This is a genomic window from Cellulomonas aerilata, from assembly GCF_007991755.1.
In the GTDB taxonomy this organism is placed as follows: Bacteria; Actinomycetota; Actinomycetes; order Actinomycetales; family Cellulomonadaceae; genus Pengzhenrongella; species Pengzhenrongella aerilata.
In genome coordinates this window covers 42,839-67,671 of the sequence record NZ_BJYY01000001.1, presented here as the reverse complement: position 1 = coordinate 67,671, position 24,833 = coordinate 42,839, and the positions used below count along the sequence as shown (strand labels likewise).

Sequence of the window (24,833 nt, the reverse complement as noted above, 5' to 3'; positions counted from 1 at the left end):
CTGGACATGTGCCGGAGGGATCTCGCGGCTGCTGCGAAGCGGGTCCGAAGGGTACCCGTGGCAGATGTCGCCCAGCTGAAAGAAAGCAACGTAGAGATCGGCCGCGCTGCCATACGCCCGCGCGCTCTCGCCGAGTTTGGCAACGGAATCCTGATCGAGGTGCAAGCCCCAACCGCTTCCAGCGCGATGCCACGAATTCACGACCGAGGTCCGGAACGCCTCGTGCTCGTCGGGGACCGGGACGGTCCACTGCGACTTCAGCGCTGTGCCGTCTCGGTGATCGCTCTTTACGACGTAGGAGTGGCCCTCGATCGTGACATGCTCGGTCATCGATGCCCCAGTCGGTAGGTGTGTCTGCTACGCGATGATGGCTGACGACGGCCTCCTATGTCTCGCGAACACCTCACCCGCGTCATGCTTGGCGCCAATCGGCCGATCCCACGCACCTCGACTGCCTGCCGGGCGCAAGGTCATGCCGCCGGACACGTGTCCCCGTGACTCGCCCGACCACGCCCCGCTGTGAGCTCGCTGTGATCCGCTGTGATCCGCCGGTTGCCGAGTCGACCTCTTTCACATCAAGGCGCCGGCTCCGCCGGCGCACGGCCTGCGGGCGGCGCTGGCGCGCCGTCCTCGGCCGTGACCTCTCGCGCGGAGGCTGTGCACGCAGCCGAGCCAGTCGGTTGGCGAGATTTCGGGCGAAGGGTCACTGCTTGGAGGCGACCAGAGCGGCCTGACGCAAGATAAGGTCGGTCGCCGCCGGCTCCTTGTCGGGCGGGTACCCGTGCCGAAGCAGCAGACGCTTGATAGTCGATCGCAGTTTGGCGCGAACCTGTTCCTTCACGCTCCAGTCCGTCTTCGCGTCGCGACGCACGATCTCCGTCAGTTCATGAGCGATCTGACGCATCACGGTGTCCTCGAGAAGGCTCACTGCCGACGCGTTGGTTCGAATAGCGTCATAAAAGGCCAACTCGTCCTCGTCGAGTCCCGTCGCTTCGCCGCGGTCTTGTTCGCTCTTAAGTGCCTGAGCTAGCGCGAACAGTTCCGCCACCACCTGCGCGGTGTCCAGACTTCGATTTTGGTAGCGGTTCATGGAGTCCGAGAGCATTTCGGAAAACTTGCGCTCTGCGACCACGTTCCGTCTACCCACAGCCCTCAACTCCTTCGAGATCAGGCGTCGCAGCAACTCCAACTGGAGGTTCTTCTGGTCCGACTCTTGGAAGCGCGCCATGAACTTGTCGTCGATGACAGACAGGTCAGGCTGCTCCATACCAGCTTCGCCATACAGGTCGATGACACCCGTGCCCGCTACATGTTCACTAACAAGTTGCTTGATCGCCGTCTCTACCTGAGCATCGGTATCGGGCCCTTCACGGTCCACGCCTTCGATCTTAGCGATGGATGAACGAACGGCTTCGAAGAATGCGACATCATCGCGGATCGTTGTCGCCTCCTCGGATGTCGAGACGATGCGAAACAGTCGGGTCAGCCGTCCAACATGCGCCATGAACCGCTTCTTGAGACTGGGCACTTCGCCTTCCGAGTCGAACTCGCCAGCTCCACCCTCGTCGTCCTCACCACGGTCGGATTCCAAAAGGTAGTTGACGGTTGCGGCGATCGCGCGTAGATAGGCCTTCGAGGTATGGGCCGCAAGCATCGTGGCCCAATCGAAGCCCGCGAGGATTCCAACTATCACATCATGCTCTACCAGTAGCGCGGGTATTGCCTCGACCCGTACGTCATCGCCTGCAGCACGGTTCTCATGGTCTCGCCGAGTGTAAGTCTTGAGTGCGTTCTTGAGATCCTCGGCGATGCCAATATAGTCGACCACCAGACCTGCCGGCTTGTCGCGAAAGGTTCGATTGACGCGTGTGATGGCCTGCATCAGCGACGCGCCCTTCATCGGCTTGTCGGTGTACATCGTGTGCATGGGCGGTGAATCGAACCCGGTCAGCCACAAGTCGCGGACGATGACTAACTCCAGCGAATCGTTCGGATCGCACGCTCGGTCCTTTATCGCGTTACGATCACGCTTGCTGCGGATATGCGGTTGGAACTCGGCGGGGTCCGTGGCGTCTCCCGTCATAACGACCTTTATGACGCCCGTCTTGTCGTCATCTGTATGCCACTCGGGCCTGAGTGTGACGATGTGGTCGTGTAGCTCCACCGCGATGCGGCGGGACATCGTCACGATCATCGCCTTCCCGGCCAGGACTCCGCGGCGACCTTCCCAGTGGTCCACGATGTCGCTGGCCAACTGTCGAAGGCGCTTGTCCGACCCAACAATGGCCTCGACCTGTGCCCAGCGGCCCTTGAGTCTTTCGCTGAGGTCCTCTTCTGCCCCCGAGACTGCCTTCACGAACTCGTCGTCCAGGCTGTCTCGCACCTCATCCGGGAGTTCGACTTTCGCGAGGCGCGGCTCGTAATACACCTTAACCGTGGCACCGTCTTGCTGCGCTTGAGTCATGTCATAGGTGTCGATGTATTCACCGAAGATCGCCCGTGTTGACCGGTCGCTCTCCTCAATAGGGGTTCCCGTGAACCCGATAAACGATGCGTTGGGGAGCGCGTCCCGCAAGTGGCGCGCGAATCCGTCGATTAAGTCGTAGTTCGATCGGTGCGCTTCATCGACGAGCACAACGATATTCCTGCGCTCGGAGAGCGTGGGGAAGCCACGACCGGACTCCTTCTCCTCGCGCGACACTCCGAATTTCTGAATTGTCGAGAAGACGATACCACCCGACAATCGGCCCGCCAAGATTGCCTTCAACTCCGCGCGGGAGCCGGCCTGAACTGGCATCTCGGGAAGTGGCGATCCCAACTTGCTCGCCGCGAACGTTTCATCGAGGAGTTGGTCGTCAAGGTCGTTGCGGTCCGTTAGTACCAAGATCGTCGGATTTTGCATTTCGGGGTGGGTCATCACGCGGCCCGCGTAGAACGCCATCTCTAACGACTTTCCGGACCCCTGGGTGTGCCAGACCACGCCGATGCGTCCGTCGCCCGCGACCGCTTGGAGGGTGCAGTCGACGGCCTTGCGGACCGCCCAGTACTGATGGTACTTGGCGACTTTCTTGATGGTCTTTTCCCCGTCGCCATAGGTGGCGATGTAATTGCGAACCCAGTCGAAGAAGACGTCCTGGCGGAACAGGCCTTCTACAAGAACCTCAATTTGAGGTAGTGCTGCGCTCGCAAGGCCTGCACCGTCAATGGTCTTCCAGGGCGCGAAATGCTCCCAATCTGCAGAGAATGACCCCACGCGGGCCTGGATGCCATCGGAAATCACTGTGGCCTGGTTCCATGCGAAGATGTCGGGGACCTGAGACCTATAGGTTTGCACCTGTCGCCAAGCGCCTTGAATCTTTGCGTACGGTTTGCCGGGACGTTTTAACTCGAACAGCGCAACTGGGAGACCGTTGACGAAAAGAACAATGTCCGGGCGGCGCTGCCGCTTCGGCCCGTCGATCGTAAACTGATTGACTGCAATCGTGTCGTTATTCGATACATCTTCCCAGTCGACGAGGCGCGCCCGCGTAGAGGCGAGCTCGCCCGCTGCGTCACGGTACTCAACGGCGACTCCGTCGGTCAGGAGCCGATAAGCCCGCCAGTTCTCTGACTCGACCACGGGCGATTCGGCTCGCGTGACCGTTTGGATCACGTCTTCGACCGCCTCGGTTGGCAGGTCCGGGTTGAGGTCAGCTACCGCCTGGCGAAGGCGCCCGATCAGAACGGTCTCCCGGTAGTCGAGCCGCTCGGGATTGCGCCCCGGTCCAGCTACTTCATCCGCCAGGAGCGGTGCGATCGTTGGCCCGTAAACCGTGTCCCAGCCGAGGTCTGACAACGTCTCTAGCACCAGTTGCTCAAGGTCGTCTTCGATCATCCCTGTCCTCATGCGACTGTCTCGATTTCAATTGTGCCAGCAACTAGGTGAGGAAGCAGTTCATCTCGTGCGCGCACGGTGCTCTCGATCTCCTCACGTAGTTGTTGGATTCCTCGCACCAGTCTGACGACTTCCTCGCGGACATGTGCGGCCAGGGTCCGCACATCGGGAACAGCGATAGAGAGCGCGTCCTCGCGGTCGACACGCTGGTGACTTCCCGTTGTCCCAGTCACTCGAGACCTCATCTGATCCCAGAAGTCATCGCGGGCGGTGGCGGCCCATATTTCCTCAACCGAAGCTTCATCCCCGAGCAGTGGCACAAACTCCGTCGAGCAAACTGCCCCCGGGCCGGGATACACCATCCAACTTCGCGCAGTCTTCGGGTTGAGACGTGACACGAGTACCATCGGTTCACTTAGCGGCAACTTGCCACTTTTGATAGATTCGCCGTCTACTAGATCCGGTGTGGCCTCGTTGTCGAAGGCGAGAAGAGAGTAATGCTCCGTCGGACCGAGCGGCCTGATTTGCTTACCGGTGTAGGGGCGCGACAACGAGCCGAGGCTTGTGTCGCGAGTCGCAAGGCCCACGAGTTCCGTCGCCAGTGTGCGCATGTGATCGATAAGCGCGCGGTTCTGCGCGATAAGTCCGTCCATCGCGGACAACAGGTCCGCAATGTGTTGTTGCTCTTCCAGTGCCGGGGCGTTGAGCGGTATTTCTGCCAGGGAGCCGGCAGTTAGTTTTGGTTGAGTCGATCCGGTGAGATAGCCCGAGATATCGGTAACCTGCATCGCGTAATGGATGAACCGGATGTCGTGCCCGGTCGCTGCTCGCAGGACGTGTGCGTGGTTGTTGACCCAATACTTGCCGTTAGCCAAGAAGGCAATTGGGGTCTTTCGCGACCGCAGATTTTCGCCATCCTCCGACACGAGCAGGCTGAGTTCATCGAACAGGAAGCCATCAACGTGATCCACGATGCCCGAGGCGCCGTAGTACGGATATGGGCCAGCGACTCGTTCGGAGGCCTTTACTGGCACGCGCTTCCAGTCCAGTGAAATTGTTGCCTTGCCTAACGGGAGTACTTTCCAAGTGCTCACTCCGTCACGACCAACGAGTCAAGGCCCGAGACGATTTCATCTTGAAGCTCGGCCCGCGCCTTGAACCCTCCACGAATCTCCAAGGTGAGGCGGGCGATCTTGTCTGCGACCGGCTCGTCGTCCTGCTCCACCTCCTCAGACCCCACGTATCGCCCAGGTGTTAGGACATGTCCCCGGCTCTCAATTTCCGTGAGGCTTGCCATCGCGCAGAAACCCGGTACGTCGGCGTACTCCGAGTCACGAGTGCCTCGCCATGCATGGTATGTGTCCGCAATTAGCGCAACGTCCTCCTTACTGAACTCCTTTACGCGACGCGAAACCATCTGCCCGAGCCGGCGAGCGTCGATGAACAAGACCTCGCCCTTTCGTTTGCGACTTTTCCGTCCGGTCTTGTCTTTGGTGAGGAACCAAAGGCAAGACGGGATCGGTGTTCCGAAGAACAGTTGGGGTGGTAAAGCAACGATGCACTCCACTAGGTCCGCTTCAAGCAGAGTTTTACGGATCTCTCCTTCGCCGCCCTGCTTTGATGACAGCGAGATGTTGGACAGAACAGTCGCCATGGTGCCGACGGGTGAGAGGTGGTGCAGCATGTGCTGCATCCAAGCAAAGTTGGCGTTGCCGACCGGAGGGGTGCCGTATTGCCATCGCGCGTCCTTGCGCAGTCGTTCGCCGCGCCAATCGTCGTCATTGAACGGCGGGTTCGCGATGACAAAGTCGGCCCGTAGGTCGGGATGCTTGTCGTTGTGGAACGAGTCGCCCCACTCGTTGCCGAGATTGGCGTCGATACCCCGGAGTGCAAGATTCATCTTGGCGAGGCGCCAGGTGGTAGCTACGCTCTCCTGCCCGAATACGGATATGTCGTTGCGTGTTCCACCGTGGGCCCTTACGAACTTGTCCGCCTGGACGAACATGCCGCCCGAGCCGCAGGCGGGGTCGTAGACCCGGCCGTGGTACGGCTCGAGCATCTCGACCATCAGCGCCACAACGGATCGCGGCGTGTAGTACTGTCCACCGCGCTTTCCTTCTCCAGAGGCGAAGTTCCCGAGGAAGTACTCGTAAACGCGGCCCAGTACGTCGAGGTCGACATGTTCTGCGGCGGCAAGATCTTCCCGGGAGAAGATGTCGACCAGGCCGCCGAGCATCTCCGACGTGACCTCCTGCCTGGCATAATTCTTCGGAAGTACGCCCTTTAGCGATTCGTTCTCGCGCTCGATCGCTGCCATCGCTTCATTGATGCGTACGCCAATCGGCTTGTCCTTCGCCTTAGCTTGTCGCCGCAGCTCTTCCCACCGGTGACCTTCGGGAATCCAGAACACTCCTTGCGCTGTGTACTCGTCTCGATCCTCCACCACGGACTGCTTAGCTTCTGGGGACGGCATAAAGTAGTCGCTCTGTGAGTCGTTGACGAGTCGCTGCAGTTCTTCGTGCCGTACGGCGAAGACATCCGAAACGTACTTCAGGAAGATCAGGCCCAACACGATGTGCTTGTATTCGCCGGGCTCCATGGTGGACCGGAGCGTTGTCGCGGCGTCCCAAAGGGAAGCCTCCAAGCCTTTCGCGGCGGTCTTCTTCTTTTGCGGCACGACACTCCTCATCTTTCCGGACATATTGTTCCGGCTAGGCGGCTTGTCTCTACTGTAGTGAGCAGAGACCGGCGGCCCGGGTCAAGCCGCACGTTGGCGCCCGACCAGCCCACCTAGCCGTGCTCACGACCGCGGCCGACCACACCGAGCAACGACTGGCCCTGGCGCCTGCGTGACAACGGGCGTGGACGGCCTCGTCGCCGCACCAGGGATCTGGCCTGACGCGGAAGGAGTTGCGGGGTGCTTCGACTCCCGTGCCTCACCTACGCCGCCGCCCCTTCGCCGAGCATCCGCGCGACTCCGGCCCGCATCAAGGGCGCCTACGGCGTCGCTGCGCGATGACCTCCGGTCACCCTCGACCCGGACCTCCGTCGCGCTCTCGTGCTCCGCTACGGGTCGGTGGCTCAGCCTGTCCACCGGGACAGCAAGCCTGACAGCAACCCGGTCCATCCGCACCGCCCGGGCAAGGACCACCGCGTTGCGATACCTCGCCTGAGCAGCGGTGACGCGCCACGGGGCGGACTCAACAGGCGCCTACGGATCAGAAGGTTGGGGGTTCGAATCCCTTCGGGCGCACTCGGATAGTCACACCGGCCAAGGCCCCGCCCCGCGCTCGTCGCTGGCCGGGGCTTCGTCGTCGGGGTCACCGGGGGATGACCGCGGTACGGGCCTCCCGCCCGGTGAGCACGTCGCGGACGTTGTCGAGCGCCAGCAGGCACATGCGGTCCCGCGTGCGGCCACCGGCGCTGGCGATGTGCGGCTGGAGGACCACGTTCTCGAGGGTCGCGAGCTCCGGGTTCACCTTGGGCTCTCCCTCGAAGGTGTCCAGTGCCGCACCGCCGAGCCGGCCGTCACGCAGGGCCGGGATGAGCGCGGACTCGTCGACGATCCCGCCGCGTGCCGCGTTGATGAGGTAGGCGGTCGGCTTCATCCGGGCGAGCGCGGCCTCGTCGATGAGGTGCCGCGTCGCCTCCATGAGCGGGACGTGCAGGCTGACGACGTCCGACGTCGCGAGCAGGTCGTCCAGCGACGCGATGGTCACCCCGTCGACCTTGTCACCCGGCGCGTAGTGCGGGTCGTGCGCGAGGACGGTCATGGAGAACGCCTGGGCTCGCCGGGCCACCGCCCGGCCGATGCGGCCGAGGCCGACGATGCCGAGAGTGGCGCCGGCGCTGAGGTCCAGCCCCACGAGCATGCGGGGCCCCCAGATCCACGGCTCCCCGGACCGGACGAACCGGTCGGCCTCCACCACGCGCCGGGTGACCGCCAGGATCATCGCGAACGTGTGGTCGGCGGTGGCGTCGTCGAGCACGCCGGGGGTGTTGGTGACGACCACGCCGCGGCGGGCGGCCTCTGCGACGTCGATGTTGTCGTAGCCGACGGCGACGTTCGCGACCACGCGCAGCTGGGGGCCGGCGGCGTCGAAGAACTCGGCGTCGACCCGCTCGGTGAGCGTCACGACGGCGGCCGCTGCGCCGGCGACGTCGTGCAGCAGGCGGTCGCGCTCGGGCGGTGCCTCGTCGCCGGTCACGACGGGCAGGCCGACGTCGGCGAGGCTCGCCATCGCGACGTCGGTGAGGGTGCGGGCGATGTACAGGTGGGGAGTGGTCACGGGCGTGCTCCTTGCGGGCAGTGGGTCAGGCCGGGATGAGGCTCGGTCGGGTGCGCAGCGGTGCCAGCGGCGGGCGGCCGACCACGAGCTGCCACAGCTCCTGGTAGTGCTGCCACCGGTCCTCGACGGCGTCGTGCCAGGACGCACGAGGGTGCACGAGTCGGGACGAGGGCCCGGGGACCTCGTGGCCCTCGAGCGTCTCGACCGCCATGGACGCGGCCCCGATGGACGGCAGGTGACCCTCGTCGACCACGCGGATGTCCTTGTCGAGCATGTCGGCGAGCAGCTGCGGGACCGCGACGTCGGACCCGAAGGCGCCGGACAGCAGGACCGGTCCCTGATCCGGTGACACGCAGCTCTCGATGATCATGCGGTCGGCGAACAGCACGCCCTCGAGCGCCCCGCGGGCCGCCTGCCGCTGCCCGGTGCCGCTGACCATGCCGATCAGCGCGGTCCGCGGCTGGTCCAGCCACAGGGGGCCGCGCTCGGCGACCACGTGCGGGATGAACACGGGCGCGTCGGTGACGTCACGGCGGGTCGCGGCCCAGGCGTCCTCGATGAGGCTCTGGACCGACCCGCCGGAGGTGCCGTAGCCGAGCAGCTGGGCGCCGATCGCCAGGGCGTCGCCACCGTTCGTGACGCCGTTGATCAGCCACTGGCCCGGCCGGACGTCCGCCCGCTGGAGCGCCTGCGCCCGGGTGTCGGGGGCGCCGATGCAGTTGGAGACGACGTGGGTCGTCCCCATGATGAACAGCGGCGTCCCCCCGGGCCGGGCACCGAGGCAGAACGAGGCGGCCGGGGTGTCCGCGGAGCCGACGACCACCGGGATGTCCGCCGCGAGGCCGAGCGACTCCGCGACGAAGGGGCGCAGGGCGCCGAGGACGGACAGCGCCGGCCGGATCGGCGGCAGCAGCTCGCGGGGCACTCCCAGCCGGTCCAGCACGCCGTCCATCCAGTCACCGGTGGACGACGAGACGTCGAACGCGCCGGTGTAGGACGCCTGGGTGCAGTCGAGCCCGGACTGCCCGGTGAACCACTGCCCGAGCCACGTCCCCACCAGCCCGAGCCGGTGCGCCTCGGCCAGTGCGTCGGGCTCGTGCTCGGCGAAGAAGGAGTGGGCGCCGACCATCATGGTCGCCGGCGACAGGTGGTTGCCGGTCCGGCGGCGCTCGTCGTCGGTGAGGTGCTCGCGCACCCGGGCGGCGTGCCGGACGTTCTCCGGGTGGTCCCAGGTCAGGCCCGCCGCCAGGGGCACGCCGTCGGCGTCGAACAGCAGCGCGGTGGGACAGTGCACCGCCAGCCCGACGGCGACGGCCTGCCCGGCGGCCGGACCCAGCGCCCGGCAGGCACCGGTGACGCTGGCGATCCAGGCGACCGGGTCCGCCCGGCCCACCCCGACCTTGCGTGCGTCGGAGTGGGCCACGCGGGAGCGCGCCAGGACGGTGCCGTCGGAGTCGATCAGCGCCGCCTTGGTCGCCGTCGTCCCCAGGTCGATCCCTACATAGGTGCTCATCGTCGAGACCCCTCTCGGGCGGGCGGCGCGCGCCCGGCCCTGTCAGTTGGTGAGGAGCTTCTCGGCGTCGGCCGGGCTGGCACCGTCGTGGATGACGGCCTTGAGGGCGCGGACCATCTTCGCGGGGTCCTGCGCGCCCCAGACGTTGCGGCCGGCGGTCATGCCGTGACCCCCCGCCTCCACGACGGCGGCGGCCTGCTCGAGCACGTCCCGCGGGTTGGAGACGGGCGCGCCGCCGGCGGCGACGACGATGGCCGGGGTGCCCTGGACGACGGTCCGGAACTCGTCCGCGGACCCGGTGTACCAGGTCTTGACGATGTCGGTGCCGAGCTCGGCGGCGGCGCGGGACGCGTACAGCACGGACTCCGTGCTGCCCTTCTTGTCGCCCCACATCTCCCCGCTCGGGTAGGCGTGGCAGACCACGGGGATGCCCCACTGGTGCGCCTCCTCGACGACCCTGGTGAGCATCTCGAGCATCGCGACCTGGTTGGCGGAGCCGGCAGAGATGCCGACGGCGATGCCGTCCGCGCCCAGGCGCAGGGCGTCCTGCACGGTCGCGATGGTGGCGTCATAGGTCGGGTGGAAGTCGACGGAGAACATCGACGCCTTGAGGATCCACGGGATCGGCGCCGGGTTGCCGCCGAACACGTGCCCGGCGATGCCCTTGGTGATGGTCACGGCGTCGGGCCGGCCGTCCTGGATGGAGGCGAACGTCTCGGCCATCGACGCCAGCCGCGGGGACACCCCGCGCGGGACGGCCTGGTCCAGGGCCACGGTCACGGTGCGGCCGTCGAGACCGAACAGGCGGCGCAGGCGGATCTCGCGACCCAGGCCGGCGGTCGTCCCGGTGGTGTTGAGGGCGTAGGCGTTGCTGGTCATGGTGGTGCCTCTTTCGGGGTGGGGACGGCGCCGTCCGGCGCCACGGTCGGGGGGAGGGGGGAGGGGGGAGGTGGGGCGTCAGGCCCAGGGGTCGACGCCGACGCGCATGTCCTTGCCGGACGCCGCGAGCTCGAGCGCCTCGGCCGTGCGGTCGAGCGGCAGCTGGGTGCCGATGAGGTCGGCGACGTGCAGCCGGCCGTCGGCGATGAGAGCGGCGACCGCGTGGAAGCCGTCGAGCCGGCAGGACGAGGCACCGACGATCTCCCACTCGTTGTAGTGGATGTCGTTGGCCACGACGGAGATCTCAGCGCTGGAGGGGAAGCCCGCGAACACCGAGACGCGGGCTCCAGGAGCCAGGGTCGAGGTGTACGGGGTGAAGGCGTCGGTCCGGCCGATCGCCATGATGAGGACGTCGACGCCGCCCTTGCTCCACTCGGCGATCTGGGCCGCGGTGTCCTCGCCGGGAGGGAGCACGAGGTCCGCACCGGACGCGGCGGCCACCGCGCGCCGGCCCTCGATGGGGTCGACGGCGGCGACGCGCGGCACGCCCAGCGCCTTCGCGAGCCGGATGTGCAGCAGCCCCAGGGGGCCGCAGCCCACGACGAGGAGCGTCTCCGCGTCGGTCGTCCGGACGAGCTTCTGGGCGTTGTACGCGCAGGCCGTCGGCTCGACGATCGCTGCCTCCGCGGGCGAGACGCCCGGCAGCGGCACGAGGTTGCGCACCGCGCGAGCCGGCACCCGGACGAACTGCGCGAGGCCGCCGGAGAGCTGGTACCCGAAGGCCTCCCGGTTCTTGCAGATGTTCTCGTGCCCCTTGCGGCAGGCGGCGCACTCACCGCACGAGACGATCGGGTACACGCACACCTGGGTGCCGACGGCGAGGCCCTCGGGCAGCGGCCCGTTGCTGTCGACGACGTGGCCGGCGAACTCGTGCCCGAGCACCGTGGGGAACGAGACGTTCTTGCTCTTCGTGCCGTTGTAGATGCGCAGGTCGGTCCCGCACAGCAGGGTCGCGTCGACCTGGATGAGCACGTCGCCGGGCTCGAGGACCGGGACGTCCACCTCCTCGATCGTCAGGTCGAGCGGGGCGGAGAGGACGGCGTGACGCATCAGGAGATCTCCAGTTCGGGGAGGTCGGACTCGCCCCACGTGTCGACGAGCCCGTCGGCGTGGGCGAGATGGATGTGGGTGGCGCCGGCCCGGCGCATGCGCTCGAGCTGGGCCTCGGTCGCACCGGAGTCGGTGACGAGCTCCCACGGCCGGTCCAGCGGGGACCAGAACGGGAAGGCGCCGCCGTCGAGCTTGGACGAGTCCGCCAGCACCACGACACGGGTGGCTCGCTGCATCATCCGAGTCTTGAGCCGGCTCTGCTCCAGGGTGCGGCAGGCCAGGCCGTACGCGGGGTCGAGGCCGTCGGTGCCCAGGAAGGCGATGGCGGCGTGGACCTGTCGCAGCATCTCCTCGGCGACGCCGCCGGTGATCGTCTCGTTGATGCCCCGGAGCCGGCCGCCGAGCACGACCAGGTCGACGTCTCCCGAGTCCATCAGCGCATTCACCACGCCGATGCCGTTCGTGACCACGGTGAGCTCGAACCCGCCCAGGTGGTCGGCGAGCCGGCTGGTCGTGCTGCCGGCGTCGACGATGAGCAGCTCGCCGTCGGTCACGAGCCGGGCGGCCTCGCGGCCGATCGCCTCCTTGGCCCGGGCGAACGTGGTCCGCCGCTCGCGGGTGGGCACCTCGACGGGCTGGACCAGCGCGATGCCGCCGTAGGTGCGGGTGACCCCGTGCTGCTCGCGCAGCCGGGTGAGGTCGCGCCGGACGGTCGCGAAGGACACGCCGAACTGCTGCGCGATCTCCTCGACCGACAGGTCCCCACCGGCGTTCTGCTCCAGCATCCGCAGGATCTGCGCACGCCGGGCGGCCCCCTTGTGGTCCTGCCGGCGACGGCCGTCGTTGGTCATGGACACAGTTCTACCGTGCGTGAACCGCGCAGTCAAGGCTTATGTGCGCGCTTCGCGCATCTACGACGGCCCGCCGGGGCTGTCCCCGTGTGAAAGCGCGCGGTCAGGCACTTAGTTGCGCACTCTTGACACGGCAGCATGCGCAAGTCGATCATCTAACGGACGCAACGAGGCGCGGGCACCTGTGGTGCTCCCCTCCATGGCGAGAGCCCTTCCGCTCCATGAGCGATTCACGCACAGGCCGTTCGGCCTCTGCCCCGGTACGAGGAGGTCACCGTGAGCAGCACCGCAGCAGCACCCGAGCACCAGACCGTTCACACCAGCGTCTCCGCACGCGCGTCCCGCGTGCGCTGGTTCATCGCGATCGCCTGTGCCGTCGGCCTGGCGATCAACTACATCGACCGCTCGGCGATCTCCGTCGCCCTGCCCTTCATGACCGAGGACTTCGCGCTCTCACCGGCGCAGCAGGGCCTGATCCTCTCGGCGTTCTCCTGGTCCTACGCCCTCATGCAGATCCCCGCCGGCCGGCTCATCGACCGGTTCGGCGAGCGGCTGATGTTCGGGGCGTCCGTGCTGGTGTGGTCGCTGTTCACCGGGCTCACCGCGGTCGCGTCGAGCTTCGGCGTCCTCATGGGCCTGCGTCTGGGCCTCGGCGTGGGTGAGGCGGGCGCGTACCCGTCGTCGGCCAAGACGGTGTCGCGGTGGTTCCCGCCCCGGGAGCGCGCACGGGCCACGTCCGTCTACGACTCCGGCGCCCGGATCGGCAGCGCCATCGCGACCCCGGTCATCGCCACGATCATCGCGGTGTGGGGCTGGCGGGCGGTCTTCGTCATCGCCTTCGTCTTCGGCGTCCTGTGGACCGCCGGCTGGTGGGCGCTGTACCGGCACCCCGAGGCGCTGCGCCGGGTCAACGACGCGGAGCTCGCCGTCATCAACGAGGACCGTGCCGTCCCCACGGGCGCGAAGGAGAAGCCGATGGCGCTCCGGCAGCTGCTGCGCTACCGGACCGTGTGGGCCATGATGCTCGGCTTCTTCTGCGTGAACTTCATGGTGACGTTCTTCCTGACCTGGTTCCCGTCCTACCTGGTGAACGAGCGCGGATTCGACCTGCTCAAGCTCGGCATCTTCGGCTCCATCCCGCCCATCGCGGCGATCGTCGGCTCCTGGATCGGTGGCCTCACCGGGGACTACCTGCTGGCCCGCGGGTGGAGCGTGACGCGCGTGCGCAAGACCTGCCTCGTGACCGGCATGCTGCTGTGCGCGGTCATCTCCCTCGCAGCCGTGGCGCCCGAGGCGTGGCAGGCACTGGCTCTCATGTCCGTCTCGTACGCGGCTGCCGCCTTCACCATCGTGACGATCTGGTGCCTCCCGTCCGACGTCGCCCCGACCGGCACCGTCGCCTCGCTCGGAGGTACGCAGAACTTCTTCTCCAACATCGGCTCGGCGCTGAGCCCGATCGTCATCGGCGCCCTGTACGGCGCGACCGGCAGCTTCCAGGCGCCGCTGGTCCTGGCCGGCGGTGTGGCCGTGGCGGGGGCGCTCATCTTCGGGCTCATGCTGCGTCGCGTCGAGCCGCTGGTGAAGACTCCGGTCACCGCGTGAACCCTCCGGGCGTGCCGGACGGCGGTCCACCGCCGTCCGGCACGCCCGTCGTCCCTGCCCGAGCCGTCGCGAGGAGTCCCGCGGTGCGTGTCCTGATCAGTCCCGACAAGTTCAAGGGCACCGCCTCCGCCGACGAGGTCGCCGCGGCGATGGCCGCCGCGGTCACCGCGCGCAGCTGGACCACCGAGCTCATCCCCATGGCCGACGGGGGCGAGGGCACCCTCGACGCCCTCGGTGGACCGAACCGCACGAGCACGGTCACCGGGCCGCTCGGGACGCCGGTGGAGGCCGCGTGGCGACTCGGGGACGGGGTGGCGGTCGTCGAGGCCGCGCGGTGCGCGGGCCTGGTGCTCGCGGGCGGTGCGGCCGGCAACCGGCCGCTCGAGGCCACCACGCGCGGGGTCGGCGAGCTGATCGCCGAGGCCGTCGCGCTCGGGGCGCGCCGCCTGCTCGTCACCGTCGGCGGGGTCGCGACGACGGACGGCGGCCGTGGGGCCCTGGATGCCGTCGGGGACCTGCCGCCCGGTGTCGACCTGCAGGTCGCGTGCGACGTCGCGACGCTCTTCGTCGATGCCGCGGCGGTGTTCGGCCCGCAGAAGGGCGCCACCCCCGGCGACGTCGCCGTCCTCACCCGGCGGCTGCAGGACCTGCGCGCGGAGTACCTGCGGACGACCGGGCGGGACGTCGGCGGGCTGCCGGGCAGCGGAGCCGCTGGTGGGCTGGCCGGTGGTCTGGCGGCGCTCGGCGCACGGCTCGTGCCGGGCGTGGACATGGTCGCCGACGCCCTTGGGATCGACGCCGCGCTGGCACGCGCTGACCTCGTGCTGACCGGTGAGGGCCGGCTGGACGCGCAGTCCTTCGAGGGCAAGGTCGTCGGTGGTGTGGACGGCCGCGCGCGGCGTGCCGGGATCCCGTGCCTCGCCGTCGTCGGCGTGGCCGACCCGGGCGTCGCGCGCCTGCCGGTCGTCAGCCTGGTCGAGGCGTGCGGCCTGGACCGGGCGCTGCACGACACCCGCGCCGCGATCACCGAGGCGACGGGGCTCCTGCTCGCCGGCGTGTGACCCCGTCGTGGGACGACTCACCCCCCACGCCGGGCCGGTCCGGCTCGGGTGGGGGGTGAGGTGGCGCCGGCTGTGCGCGCGGGTGGTGCGGGGGTCAGCGGCCGAGGCCGGCCCTGTCGACCTTGCGGTGGAACCGCATCCCGGCGAGGCCGCCGAGGACGGCGCCGGCGAGGCTCGCGGCGGCGATGACCAGCAGCGCGATGATGCCGCCGGTGGTCACGTCACCCTCCGAGATCGGGATGCGCGGGAAGCTGTTCAGCTGGCCCAGGACGTTGAACTGGTCGCCGGCGACGGCGGCCAGGACGGCGACGGCGACCGCGATGATGACGGCCCACAGCCACACGGCCAGGCCCTGCTTGGCGCCGTTGAAGCGCGCCATGCGCCCCGCCACGTAGCCACCGCAGTAGTAGGCGACGAACAACACGACGAGCAGGACGACCCCGCCGACGACCCCGACCGTGCCCGGGTCCGACGTGGCCTGCTCGGCCGCCTCGGCGGCGTCGGTGTTGCTCGCGACGCCCACCGCGGTGCCCGCGGCGGCGGCCAGTGCGGTCAGCAGGACCGCGGTGCCGGTGGCGGTGAGCCAGCCGAAGAAGGCGGAGCCGACCTTGATGCCACCGAACTGCTCCTTCTCGCGCGCGATCACGCTCTCGCGGTCGCGTCCGAAGCTCTTGGCGGAGACGGAACCCGAGGGCGTCGGGTCCGAGGCAGGGGTCGAGCCGTGCGGGGTGGTGCTCATGGCGGTGGTGCTCCTTGTGGTGACGCCGGGCCGTGCACCGGCGGGACGAGGGCCCCGGCCGGACCCGTGGTGCTCCGCGTGCGGAGCGCCACGGGTGTGGTGCTGGTGGGCGAGGGACGCCGGACCGTCGGTGCGGTCGCGGCGTCCCTGCGCCGGCTCAGGTCAGAGCCCGGTGGTGCCGCGACGCGTGTCCGTGTCGCCCTCGAGCTCGATCTGCTCCTTGCGGACGTCCTCGGTGACCGTCTCGGTCTCCGTGACGACGTCGGTGTCGAGGCGCACGCGCTCGACCGGGACGGTCTCCTTGGCGACGACGGGGCGCTCCTCGGTGAGGACCACCTCGTGCTCCTCCTCGCTGATGGCCGGGCCGTCGAGCGCGTTGCCGACGTTCGCGTCGGTGATCGGCTCACGCTCGAGCCGCACCTCCTCGTGGCTGACCGGCACGGACACCGTCTGCTGCTCGCTGACGACGTACTTGCGCAGACGGGCGCGGCCGGTGGCGACGCGCTCGGTGCCGACGTGCAGCTGCTCCTCGGAACGCGTCATGGCGTTGTCGGTGGTCGGGCCCGAGGTGTCGTGGCCGACTGTCCCGTGCTGGTTGACGTCGCTGACGCCCGCGGTCGTGCCGGCCGTGGTCGTGTCGTAGCCGGCCGTGGTGGTCTCGGTGCCGGTGGTGTAGTCGAGGCCGTAGTAGCGGAACAGCTCCGCCTCCTCGGTCTCGGACAGGTGGCCGTTGGCGTCCGCCACGCGGGGGGCACCCTTGACGGTCGCCTTGTCGTGGGGGACGACGATCTCGTCGCCGCGGATGGTCGCCTGCGCGAGCGGGATGAAGGACTCGGCCGTGCCGAACAGGCCCGTGGTGACGGTGACCCACTCCGGGTTGCCGGTCTGGTCGTCCAGGAAGACCTGGCTGACCTTGCCGACCTTGTCCCCGGTGGTGTCGACGACGGTGCCGCCGGACGCGAGCAGGTTCTGGATCTCGTTCGTGCTGATCATGTTTCCTCCATCGGTGTGCTGCGGACGTGCCTCGTGCTGTCGTACGTGCTCCGAGGCGGGTCGGGCCCGGTCGGCCGGTCGCCCCTGAGGGCGCTCCAGGCGGCCGCGGCCCGTCGGGGCGTCCCGGTGCGGCGTTGGCGACGGTCGGTGCGTCCGGCCCGCTGCGGATGACGTTTACAATGTCAACACGCCCTCAGGGGTCCGGCAACCTGAACGCCGGGATCGTGCTCGACCGGCGTCCCGCGGCGCCTCGACGGGAGCTGCGTCAGCGCTCGGCCGGCGGCAGGAGGCTGTGCTCGCCGCTGTCCGACTCCGCCCGTGGGGTGGTCCTGCTGGCCGGGTCGACGTCGGTGTCGCCGGCGGGGGAGAGCCCGTAGTGGGTGTAGAGCACGGTCTCCGCCCGTCCGTCGAGGTCGTCGCCGTGCGAGGTGACCGGCGCTGCAAGGACCTGGGCCCGGGTCACGTCCAGCAGGAGGCGGCCGCGCGCGTACGAGGCGCTCGCCAGCGGGGCGAAGCGGACGGAGCCGGTCGACTCCTCGGAGACCGTCACCCACTCGGGCCGTCCGGTGTGGTTGTCGGAGTAGATGCCCATGACGGCGCCGATGCGCAGCCCGTCCCGGTCGTACGCCGTCGACCGGGTCACCAGGAACGCCTGGTCCTCGCTGATCGGCATGACGCTCCTCGGGTGGGTCGGTCCGTGCGGCGGGCAGTGTCCGGCGACAGCGTGGAGCAGGGCGCGACGGCGGCCCTGCGGCCCGTCGTCGCCAGGCCGCTGTGCAGGCCGAACACCTAGACTGCCGCCGACGGCGGATCCACGCAGGACGCCGCGGGGGGCATCGGACCTGGATCGTCGCGTCGACGGTCGGTCCCTCCCCGTCGACCGGCGTCGGAGGGAGGACCGTGTCGGGACGAGCGACCCCCGCAGGAGCGGGTCGGGCGCCGGACGAGCGCCCCGCCGGTGACGAGCAGCGCCCACCGGCGACGACCCCCGGCACGCCCGGGGCCCGGCGGCTGCGGCCGGGCCTGAGCCGGAGCGTCGTCCTGGAGGCGGCCATCGACCACGTCGACCAGTTCGGGCTCGCCGAGCTGTCCATGCGCAAGCTGGGCGCCTCGCTCGGCGTCGAGGGCATGGCGCTCTACCGGTACGTGCAGAGCCGCGACGAGCTGCTCGACGCGATGGTCGACCGGCTGATGGACCAGCTGTACGCCGACCCGCAGGTCCTGCTCGCGCCGGAGGACGACTGGCAGACGTTCCTGCGCAAGGTCGCGGCGGGTGTCCGCCGCCTGGCGCTGACCCACCCGCAGATCTTCCCGCTGATCGCCACGCGCAGCCGGGCGGCGCCGTGGATCCGGCCGCCGCTGCGCAGCCTGCGCTGGATCGAGGGGTTCCTCGCGGCGCTGCTGTCACGCGGCTTCAGCGAGGACGCCGCCGTGTACGCCTACCGCGCGTTCGGCAGCTTCCTGGTCGGGCACCTGCTCCTCGAGGCGTCCGCCGAGGGCGCCGACATGGTCACGGTGACAGGCGTCGGCGTCGACGCCACGGACGAGGACCGGCCCACGCTGGACCTCAGCGCCTTCCCCACGCTGAGCCGCCTCGGCGAGCGGCTCGCCATCGAGGACATGCAGGAGGAGTTCGAGCACTCCCTGGGCAACCTGCTCGAGCGCCTGGAGGAGGCCCGGGCGCGGCTCGCCTGAGCCCGGACGACGGGCAGCGCCCCCGGGGGGTACCCGGGGGCGCTGCGGTGTGGTGCTGTCAGCGGTGACGACCGCCGGCTCGGTCCCCCCTCACGGGGTCCTGATGGTGAGGACGAGCCGGGGGTCGTTGGCCGTCTCTCGGGAGTCGAACTGGACGCCGTCGGTGCTGTCGGCGAACAGCTGGAAGGAGACGTCCCCGGCGGTGGTGACCCCGGTGACCGGGGTGGAGACCCGGCCCAGCGGCACGTTGCCGAAGTTGCCCACCGCGGCGGTCCCGACGCGGCCCGGCTGGCCGGTGTTCCACGTCATGGTGCCCTCGGTCCACACCGGGTTGGTCCGCCAGACCTGCGGGCCGTCCGGGGTGTTGTTGGTGACGTTGAGGCTGAGGTTCGCCGCGGTGATGGTCTCCCCGGCCGCCAGGGCCGGGATGGTGAACCGCACGTACGCCGAGGTGCGGGTCGCGGCGTTGCCGCCGGTGAACTCGCTGTCGACGTTCAGGGTCGTCGCGCCGCCGCTGGCGGTGGTGGGCAGGCCCTGCTGGACCCAGGTGTCCGCCGAGGCGTCCAGGGTCAGGGTGCGGGTACCGCCCGCCGCCGCCGTGGTGAAGCTCCACGTGACGTCGGTCAGGGCGAGGTTGGCGTTGTCCCGGATGGCGGTGGTGCCCCCGTCGAGGGTCACCGTGTACTGGGTGTTGGCCGCCAGGTTGGCGTTCGGGTTGAGGATCCACTGGTTGGTGGTCCCGCTCTGGGTGACGGTCGCCGGCACCAGAGTGCCGGTGGCCGAGCCCTGACGAAGGGTGAAGGTCGTCGGGGTCACGCCCTGCACCGCCTCGCTGAACGTCGCGGAGAGGTCAGCGGCCACCGCCACACCCGTGGCGTTGATCGCCGGCACCCGAGCCGTCACCGTCGGAGCCACGGTGTCCACCGGAGCCGTCCCGCCGGTGATGGTGAGGACGAGCCGGGGGTCGTTGGCCGTCTCCCGGGAGTCGAACTGGACGCCGTCCGTGCTGTCGGCGAACAGCTGGAAGGAGACGTCCCCGGCGGTGGTGACCCCGGTGACCGGGGTGGTGACCCGGCCCAGCGGCACGTTGCCGAAGTTGCCCACCGCGGCGGTCCCGACGCGGCCCGGCTGGCCGGTGTTCCACGTCATCGTCCCCTCGGTCCACACCGGGTTGGTCCGCCAGACCTGCGGGCCGTCCGGGGTGATGTTGGTGACGTTGAGGCTGAGGTTCGCCGCGGTGATGGTCTCCCCGGCTGCCAGGGCCGGGATGGTGAACCGCACGTACGTCGAGGTGCGGGTGTTGGCGACCCCCGGTGTGAACTCGCTGTCGACATTCAGGGTCGTCGCGCCGCCGCTGGTGGCTGTCGGGGCGCTCTGGTTGACGAAGGTGTCAGCCGAGGCGTCGAGCGTCAGCGTCCGGGTGCTCCCGCCCGCCGCGGCGGTGGTGAAGCTCCACGTGACGTCGGTCAGGGCGAGGTTGGCGTTGTCCCGGATGGCAGTGGTGCCCCCGTCGAGGGTCACCGTGTACTGGGTGTTGGCCGCCAGGTTCGCGTTCGGGTTGAGGATCCACTGGTTGGTGGTCCCGCTCTGGGTGACGGTCGCCGGCACCAGAGTGCCGGTGGCCGAGCCCTGACGAAGGGTGAAGGTCGTCGGGGTCACGCCCTGCACCGCCTCGCTGAACGTCGCGGAGAGGTCAGCGGCCACCGCCACACCCGTGGCGTTGATCGCCGGCACCCGAGCCGTCACCGTCGGAGCCACGGTGTCCACCGGAGCCGCAGTGGTGAAGGTCCAGGTCGTGGTGGCCAGCGGGCTGTTCGTGAGGTCGCGGATGGCTGCCGCGCCTCCGGTCAGCGTCGCGGTGTACTGCGTGCCGGCTGCCAGGTCGGCGGTCGGGTTGAGCGTCGCGACCCGTGTCGCGGCGTCGTACGTGACGGCTGCCGGGACGTCCGCGGCTGCTCCGGCCGCGCGGAGGGTGAAGCTGGTCCCGCTGACCCCCTGCACCGCCTCGCTGAAGGTGGCCGTGACGTTGTTGCCCACGACGACGTTCGTCGCGTCGGCCACCGGGGTCCGAGCGGTGACGGTCGGCGCCTCCGTGACGGCCGGCGTGTCGATCGTCTGGTCGGTGAACTGGAGCCGCTCGACCCGGCGCAGGGTGTCGGTGCCGTCGACCCCGGCCCCGCCGTCGTGCGCGACCGTCGCCACCCCTCCGGCGGCGGTGATGGTGTAGTCGCTCAGCGGCCCGGAGAAGACCGCCGTGTCGACCGCGGCCGCGTCGGTGGGAGTCAGGACCTCCCGGACGACGCGCAGACGGCCGGGGTTGATCTCACCGGACAGCACCCGGGCCTGGACGTCGCGCATGCGCTCGAACGTCTCGACCTGCGTGCTCGGCTCGGCGACCTGGTTCCGGACGCTGATGCGGACGTTGAGGTAGGCGTCGCCGTCGATGACGTCGTCGCCGCCGCGTCCCTCGATCGAGTCGCTGCCGGCGCCGCCCATGAGGATGTTGCCGCCGGTGAACGAGGTGACGTTCGGCGGGAGCACGCCGGCCAGCCCGGCGACCCGGGCGATCCCGGCAGCGGTGAGCTGGTGGTCCTCCATCGCTGCGGCGTCGCGGTCGTCACCCTTGAGGACGTCGTTCAGGTTGAAGCCCGACAGCGACTCGACAGCGTCGAACCGGTCACGGTTGGTCTCCACCGACGGCGGGAGCAGGACGCTGAGGTCCATGTCGGAGTTGCCGGCCACCGGGTCGGACTCGTGCGTGGCGAAGTCGAACCCGAGCATGCCCTCACTGCGCTGGATGCCCGGACCGAGGAGCATGACGTCGTCACCACCCTCGGCGTCGTAGTCGGTCTCGCCGCCGTACCCGATCAGCACGTCGTGCCCGGGCTCGTTGGGGTCGTCCTGGAACGGTGCGCCGTTGTCGCCCTGGAGCAGGTTGAACGCGCCGCCGCCGGTCCCGGTGACGGAAGCACCGCTCTCGATCCAGTCGTCGCCGTCGTCGCCGAAGACCGTGTCATCACCGGCGCCGCCGGTCACGTAGTCGTCGCCGGCACCGGCGAAGGTCTCCGCCATGTCGTTGCCGGTGACGACGAAGTCGTTGCCCCGACCGCTCTGGTTGAGGTCCCCGCCGAAGCCCTGACCGGACGACAGCGTGTCGTTGCCGTCGCCGCCCTTGAGGACGTCGTCGCCGTTGGAGTCCAGGAGGATGTCGTCGCCGAGACCACCGATGTGGTTGTCGTTGCCGTCACCGCCCTGCATCCAGTCGTTGCCGTCGTTGCCGCGGATCGTGTCGTCGCCCTCGCTGGACCACACGCGGTCGTTGCCGTCGGTGCCGTTGAAGACGACGTGCTCGACCCCGCCGTACCGGATGGTGCCGTCGGGCATGCGGGTCAGGGTGCCCTCGTTGAACGGCGTGGCCGGGTCGTCGAGGACGGGTCCGGACGTGCCGAGGTTGGCGATGTCGAACACCAGCGCCGGGCGGGAGAAGGAGTCCGCCGGGAGACCGCTGACGTCCGTGGTGCGCTGGATCAGCTCGGAGAAGGAGTTCCCCTCGAGCTGGGTCAGCAGGTTGAGGCCGGCGGTGCGGGACAGGTAGTAGAACCGGTCACCGAACTGCAGGTCCTCCATCTGGTCCTCGAACACGTAGTTGAAGGTCGGGCCGAGCAGACCACCGAACACCATCTGCTTCTCGGCGAGACCGCCGACCCACAGGTCGATGTCGTCGACGCCGGTCTGGCTCGCACCGCCGACCGTGACCCACGTGCGGTTGACCTCCGTGGTGACGCCGGTCTCCGGGTCGGTCACCTCGTGCGGAGCGCTGTTGAGGAACGCGTAGCGGTCCGCGGGGACGTTCGCGATGTCGTCGGCGGTGTTCGGGTCGGTGTCCCGCCCGTTGGCACCGAAGACGAGCGCATCGGCGGCTGCCCGCTTGGCCGCGACCGTGGTGGCGCTGGTGATGGTCGGGTGCTTGCCGTAGGCCGCGATGAAGTTGTTGAGCGACGACGAGTGCTTGAGGGAGAAGCTGAAGTCGGCCCAGCTCTGGTAGGGCGCCAGGGCCGAGTTGTTCGACTCCTCGTAGAACGCCTTGCGCGCATTGTTCAGCGTCGGGACACCGGTCTCCCGGGCCCGCGTGATGTTGAGGGTCGCGAGGTCGAGGGGGAGCCCGAGGAGGCGGTTGCGCAGAGCCTCGGTGGTGAACTCGTCGAGCTCGTTGCCGACCTGCCGAGTCATGCCGCGGACGATGTTGCCGGCCGCCTGGTCCGGCGAGAGGCCACCGGCCGTGAACGACGGCGGGTTGAGGAAGGCCTGGAGCAGGTCGATGTCCGACCGCGTCCCGACCGGGTTCACCCGGTCGACGGACTCGTTCAGCATCGAGTGCCCGAAGCGGTAGACCGCGTGGGCGAACTCGGCCTTGATGGCCGGGTTGATGCTGGTGTTGTAGCCGGTACCACCTTCGCCGAACGGGTTGACCAGCGGCTGGACCTTCCGGGCGAACTCCTCGAACGCCAGGTGCTGGTACTCCATCTCCGTGACGAAGCGGGCGGCCTGGAACAGGCGCTCGCCGTAGGTGTAGCTGCCGTCCACGGCGGCGTAGCGCACGGCGTTCCAGTCGGCGCGGTCGGCCTCGCTCATGAGCGCCGGGTCCTTGACGAAGGCGTCGATGTACTCCACGAGCCGGTTGTGCTCGGAGTGGAACACGTGGTGCACGGCGGTCAGGCCGATGTTCTCGTTGACCCGGCCGTCACCGGCGACGTAGTGCGCGTTGAGCATCTCGTCGTCGTAGGTCGAGCCGTTGCGGTCGTCGGCGGTGCCCGCGTCGGTGTCGGGCTGCGCGGGCACGCGCGGGGTCGTCGGGTCGAGGTCGTGGTCGACGGGGCCCGGGACGGCGTGGTGCGCGATGTCGTCCAGGAACGCGTGTCCCGACTTCGTCGCGCCGGTGGTGGTGACGGGAGCGGCGGGGTTGCCCTCGACGAGGCCGCCGGGGGCGCCCGGGACGACGAGCTGAGGGAACCCGTTCTCGCCGCGGGCGAACCGGCCGTACGGGTCGGTCGCGAGCAGCGGCACGTTGAGGACGTCAGCGTCGCTCAGCTGGATGCCGAGCACCGTGGCGGCCTGGCTCTTCACGTCGGCCCACGTGGCCATGCCGTCGTTGGCGGCGGTGAGCAGAGCACCCGAGGGCTGCGGGTCCCCGACCGCGTCCAGCACGTACTTGCGCAGGAACACCTGGTGCGACGGGTGCGAGGTGTAGGTCTGACTCTGGTCGATGAACGGTGACGTCTGGTTGGTGGCCTCGTGGTCACCGCTGTGGGTCGCCCGCGTGAGCACCATGAAGTTGGGCGGGTCGTCGGCGGTATTGCGGATGTTGTCCGGTCCGTCCAGGTCCGGGTTGTACAGCTTGTCAGCCGGCTGGAGGGGCACGAACACGGTGCCGACCCCGCCCTTGTTGACCAGGTCGAGGCCATGGTCGAAGAACTGGCCGAACAAGGTGAACCAGGAGTTGTACGGGGCGGACAGGCCGACGTCCGGCGCGGTGTTCGGGATGAAGTACGCACCGGTCTGCGGGTCGGCGACCGGCGGCGCCGGGTCGTCGAGCTCGTCCGTGGCGGCTGCGGCATCGACGGCGGCCGGGTTCGAGGCCGTCTGGTCGACGATGAGGTTGCTGATGATGCGGGGCTGGCTGTCGAGGACGTTGCCGGACGTCTGGACGTAGCTGCTGCTCGCGATCGGCGGGATGGAGCCCTCGGAGCCGTCCAGGTCGCCGCCCTCCGCGCCCTTGAGCGACTTCGGCACGATGCGCGGGAACCTCTGGTCCGCGGTCCCGTAGCGGCTCTGCCCGGTGATGAGGTTGTTGCACGTGCCGTCGATGGTCCGCAGACCCCACGGCAGCTCGGGGCCCGCGCCGGTCGGCGGGATCTGGTCCGCCGCCGTCCCCATCAACGTCCCGCACTGGTTGGCGGGCGTCAGCGTGTCCGCGTGCCGCTCGGCGATCTTGATCTGCTTGAGGATGAACCTCAGGTCCGAGGCGTTGAGGTTGAACCCCTGACCGACCGGTGCGGCTGCCGCCGGCAGCGTCGCCGCCGACATCGTCCCCAGCCCGACGACCGCGCCCACGGCGGCCGCGACGAACCGTCCCGCCCTACGCACGAGGACCAGCTCCCGCACGAGCGGGGATCGCACGATCCTCCGCACACCTGCTGACGTTCGTCGACATCTCGGTACTCCTTCGG

At 69.0% G+C, this 24,833-nt stretch carries 15 protein-coding genes; 3 read left to right on the top strand and 12 right to left on the bottom strand.

Translation table 11 applies throughout. From position 1 onward, the window contains the following. Positions 1 to 703: 703 nt before the first annotated feature. The 8 genes from CAE01nite_RS00255 to CAE01nite_RS00220 all read right to left on the bottom strand — a co-directional run bounded on the left by CAE01nite_RS00255 (position 704) and on the right by CAE01nite_RS00220 (position 12,516). Positions 704 to 3,874, bottom strand: coding sequence for a type I restriction endonuclease subunit R (locus CAE01nite_RS00255; RefSeq protein WP_146898399.1), 3,171 nt, complete (start codon positions 3,872 to 3,874; stop codon positions 704 to 706). 8 nt (positions 3,875 to 3,882) lie between these two features. Further along, on the bottom strand, positions 3,883 to 4,968 hold the full coding sequence (locus tag CAE01nite_RS00250) for a restriction endonuclease subunit S (RefSeq protein WP_146898397.1): 1,086 nt from the start codon (positions 4,966 to 4,968) through the stop codon (positions 3,883 to 3,885). Continuing rightward, complete coding sequence (locus CAE01nite_RS00245) at positions 4,965 to 6,551, bottom strand: class I SAM-dependent DNA methyltransferase (RefSeq protein WP_307724962.1); 1,587 nt, start codon at positions 6,549 to 6,551, stop codon at positions 4,965 to 4,967. Before CAE01nite_RS00245 ends, CAE01nite_RS00250 begins: the two co-directional genes overlap by 4 nt. A gap of 643 nt (positions 6,552 to 7,194) precedes the next feature. Further along, complete coding sequence (locus tag CAE01nite_RS00240; protein ID WP_146898395.1) at positions 7,195 to 8,163, bottom strand: 2-hydroxyacid dehydrogenase; 969 nt, start codon at positions 8,161 to 8,163, stop codon at positions 7,195 to 7,197. A 25-nt stretch (positions 8,164 to 8,188) separates the two neighbouring features. Beyond that, complete coding sequence (locus tag CAE01nite_RS00235; protein WP_146898393.1) at positions 8,189 to 9,676, bottom strand: xylulokinase; 1,488 nt, start codon at positions 9,674 to 9,676, stop codon at positions 8,189 to 8,191. 42 nt (positions 9,677 to 9,718) lie between these two features. Continuing rightward, a complete protein-coding gene (locus tag CAE01nite_RS00230; protein ID WP_146898391.1) occupies positions 9,719 to 10,555 on the bottom strand; it encodes a class I fructose-bisphosphate aldolase in 837 nt (278 codons plus the stop codon). A 78-nt stretch (positions 10,556 to 10,633) separates the two neighbouring features. Beyond that, positions 10,634 to 11,665 carry an alcohol dehydrogenase catalytic domain-containing protein gene (locus tag CAE01nite_RS00225; protein WP_146898389.1) on the bottom strand — a complete coding sequence of 344 codons (1,032 nt, stop codon included), beginning with the start codon at positions 11,663 to 11,665 and terminating at the stop codon, positions 10,634 to 10,636. After that, positions 11,665 to 12,516, bottom strand: coding sequence for a DeoR/GlpR family DNA-binding transcription regulator (locus CAE01nite_RS00220; protein WP_146898387.1), 852 nt, complete (start codon positions 12,514 to 12,516; stop codon positions 11,665 to 11,667). The genes CAE01nite_RS00225 and CAE01nite_RS00220 overlap by 1 nt, the downstream gene beginning before the upstream one ends. Before the next feature lie 276 nt (positions 12,517 to 12,792). Between CAE01nite_RS00220 and CAE01nite_RS00215 the strand changes: the two genes are divergently transcribed. Further along, on the top strand, positions 12,793 to 14,118 hold the full coding sequence (locus CAE01nite_RS00215; RefSeq protein ID WP_222595774.1) for an MFS transporter: 1,326 nt from the start codon (positions 12,793 to 12,795) through the stop codon (positions 14,116 to 14,118). Between the two features lie 83 nt (positions 14,119 to 14,201). Next, positions 14,202 to 15,179: a glycerate kinase family protein gene (locus tag CAE01nite_RS00210; RefSeq protein WP_146898385.1), complete on the top strand. Its 978-nt coding sequence runs from the start codon at positions 14,202 to 14,204 to the stop codon at positions 15,177 to 15,179. 94 nt (positions 15,180 to 15,273) lie between these two features. On the opposite strand, the gene CAE01nite_RS00205 is transcribed toward CAE01nite_RS00210, so the two are convergent. The 3 genes from CAE01nite_RS00205 to CAE01nite_RS00195 all read right to left on the bottom strand — a co-directional run bounded on the left by CAE01nite_RS00205 (position 15,274) and on the right by CAE01nite_RS00195 (position 17,584). After that, on the bottom strand, positions 15,274 to 15,918 hold the full coding sequence (locus CAE01nite_RS00205; RefSeq protein ID WP_246130908.1) for a hypothetical protein: 645 nt from the start codon (positions 15,916 to 15,918) through the stop codon (positions 15,274 to 15,276). Between the two features lie 162 nt (positions 15,919 to 16,080). Beyond that, on the bottom strand, positions 16,081 to 16,911 hold the full coding sequence (locus tag CAE01nite_RS00200; RefSeq protein WP_146898383.1) for a DUF2382 domain-containing protein: 831 nt from the start codon (positions 16,909 to 16,911) through the stop codon (positions 16,081 to 16,083). A gap of 265 nt (positions 16,912 to 17,176) precedes the next feature. Next, positions 17,177 to 17,584, bottom strand: coding sequence for a hypothetical protein (locus CAE01nite_RS00195; RefSeq protein ID WP_146898381.1), 408 nt, complete (start codon positions 17,582 to 17,584; stop codon positions 17,177 to 17,179). Positions 17,585 to 17,811: 227 nt separating this feature from the next. On the opposite strand from CAE01nite_RS00195, the gene CAE01nite_RS00190 reads away from it, so the two are divergent. Beyond that, a complete protein-coding gene (locus CAE01nite_RS00190; RefSeq protein WP_246130907.1) occupies positions 17,812 to 18,606 on the top strand; it encodes a TetR/AcrR family transcriptional regulator C-terminal domain-containing protein in 795 nt (264 codons plus the stop codon). 90 nt (positions 18,607 to 18,696) lie between these two features. On the opposite strand, the gene CAE01nite_RS00185 is transcribed toward CAE01nite_RS00190, so the two are convergent. Next, complete coding sequence (locus tag CAE01nite_RS00185) at positions 18,697 to 24,783, bottom strand: peroxidase family protein (RefSeq protein ID WP_146898379.1); 6,087 nt, start codon at positions 24,781 to 24,783, stop codon at positions 18,697 to 18,699. Between the last annotated feature and the right edge of the window lie 50 nt (positions 24,784 to 24,833).

Coding starts and splice junctions, on each gene's coding strand:
- CAE01nite_RS00255 (WP_146898399.1), bottom strand. CDS start 3,874: ATGATCGAAGACGACCTTGAGCAACTGGTGCTAGAGACGTTGTCAGAC.
- CAE01nite_RS00235 (WP_146898393.1), bottom strand. CDS start 9,676: ATGAGCACCTATGTAGGGATCGACCTGGGGACGACGGCGACCAAGGCG.
- CAE01nite_RS00230 (WP_146898391.1), bottom strand. CDS start 10,555: ATGACCAGCAACGCCTACGCCCTCAACACCACCGGGACGACCGCCGGC.
- CAE01nite_RS00225 (WP_146898389.1), bottom strand. CDS start 11,665: ATGCGTCACGCCGTCCTCTCCGCCCCGCTCGACCTGACGATCGAGGAG.
- CAE01nite_RS00220 (WP_146898387.1), bottom strand. CDS start 12,516: ATGACCAACGACGGCCGTCGCCGGCAGGACCACAAGGGGGCCGCCCGG.
- CAE01nite_RS00205 (WP_246130908.1), bottom strand. CDS start 15,918: ATGAGCACCACCCCGCACGGCTCGACCCCTGCCTCGGACCCGACGCCC.
- CAE01nite_RS00200 (WP_146898383.1), bottom strand. CDS start 16,911: ATGATCAGCACGAACGAGATCCAGAACCTGCTCGCGTCCGGCGGCACC.
- CAE01nite_RS00195 (WP_146898381.1), bottom strand. CDS start 17,584: ATGCCGATCAGCGAGGACCAGGCGTTCCTGGTGACCCGGTCGACGGCG.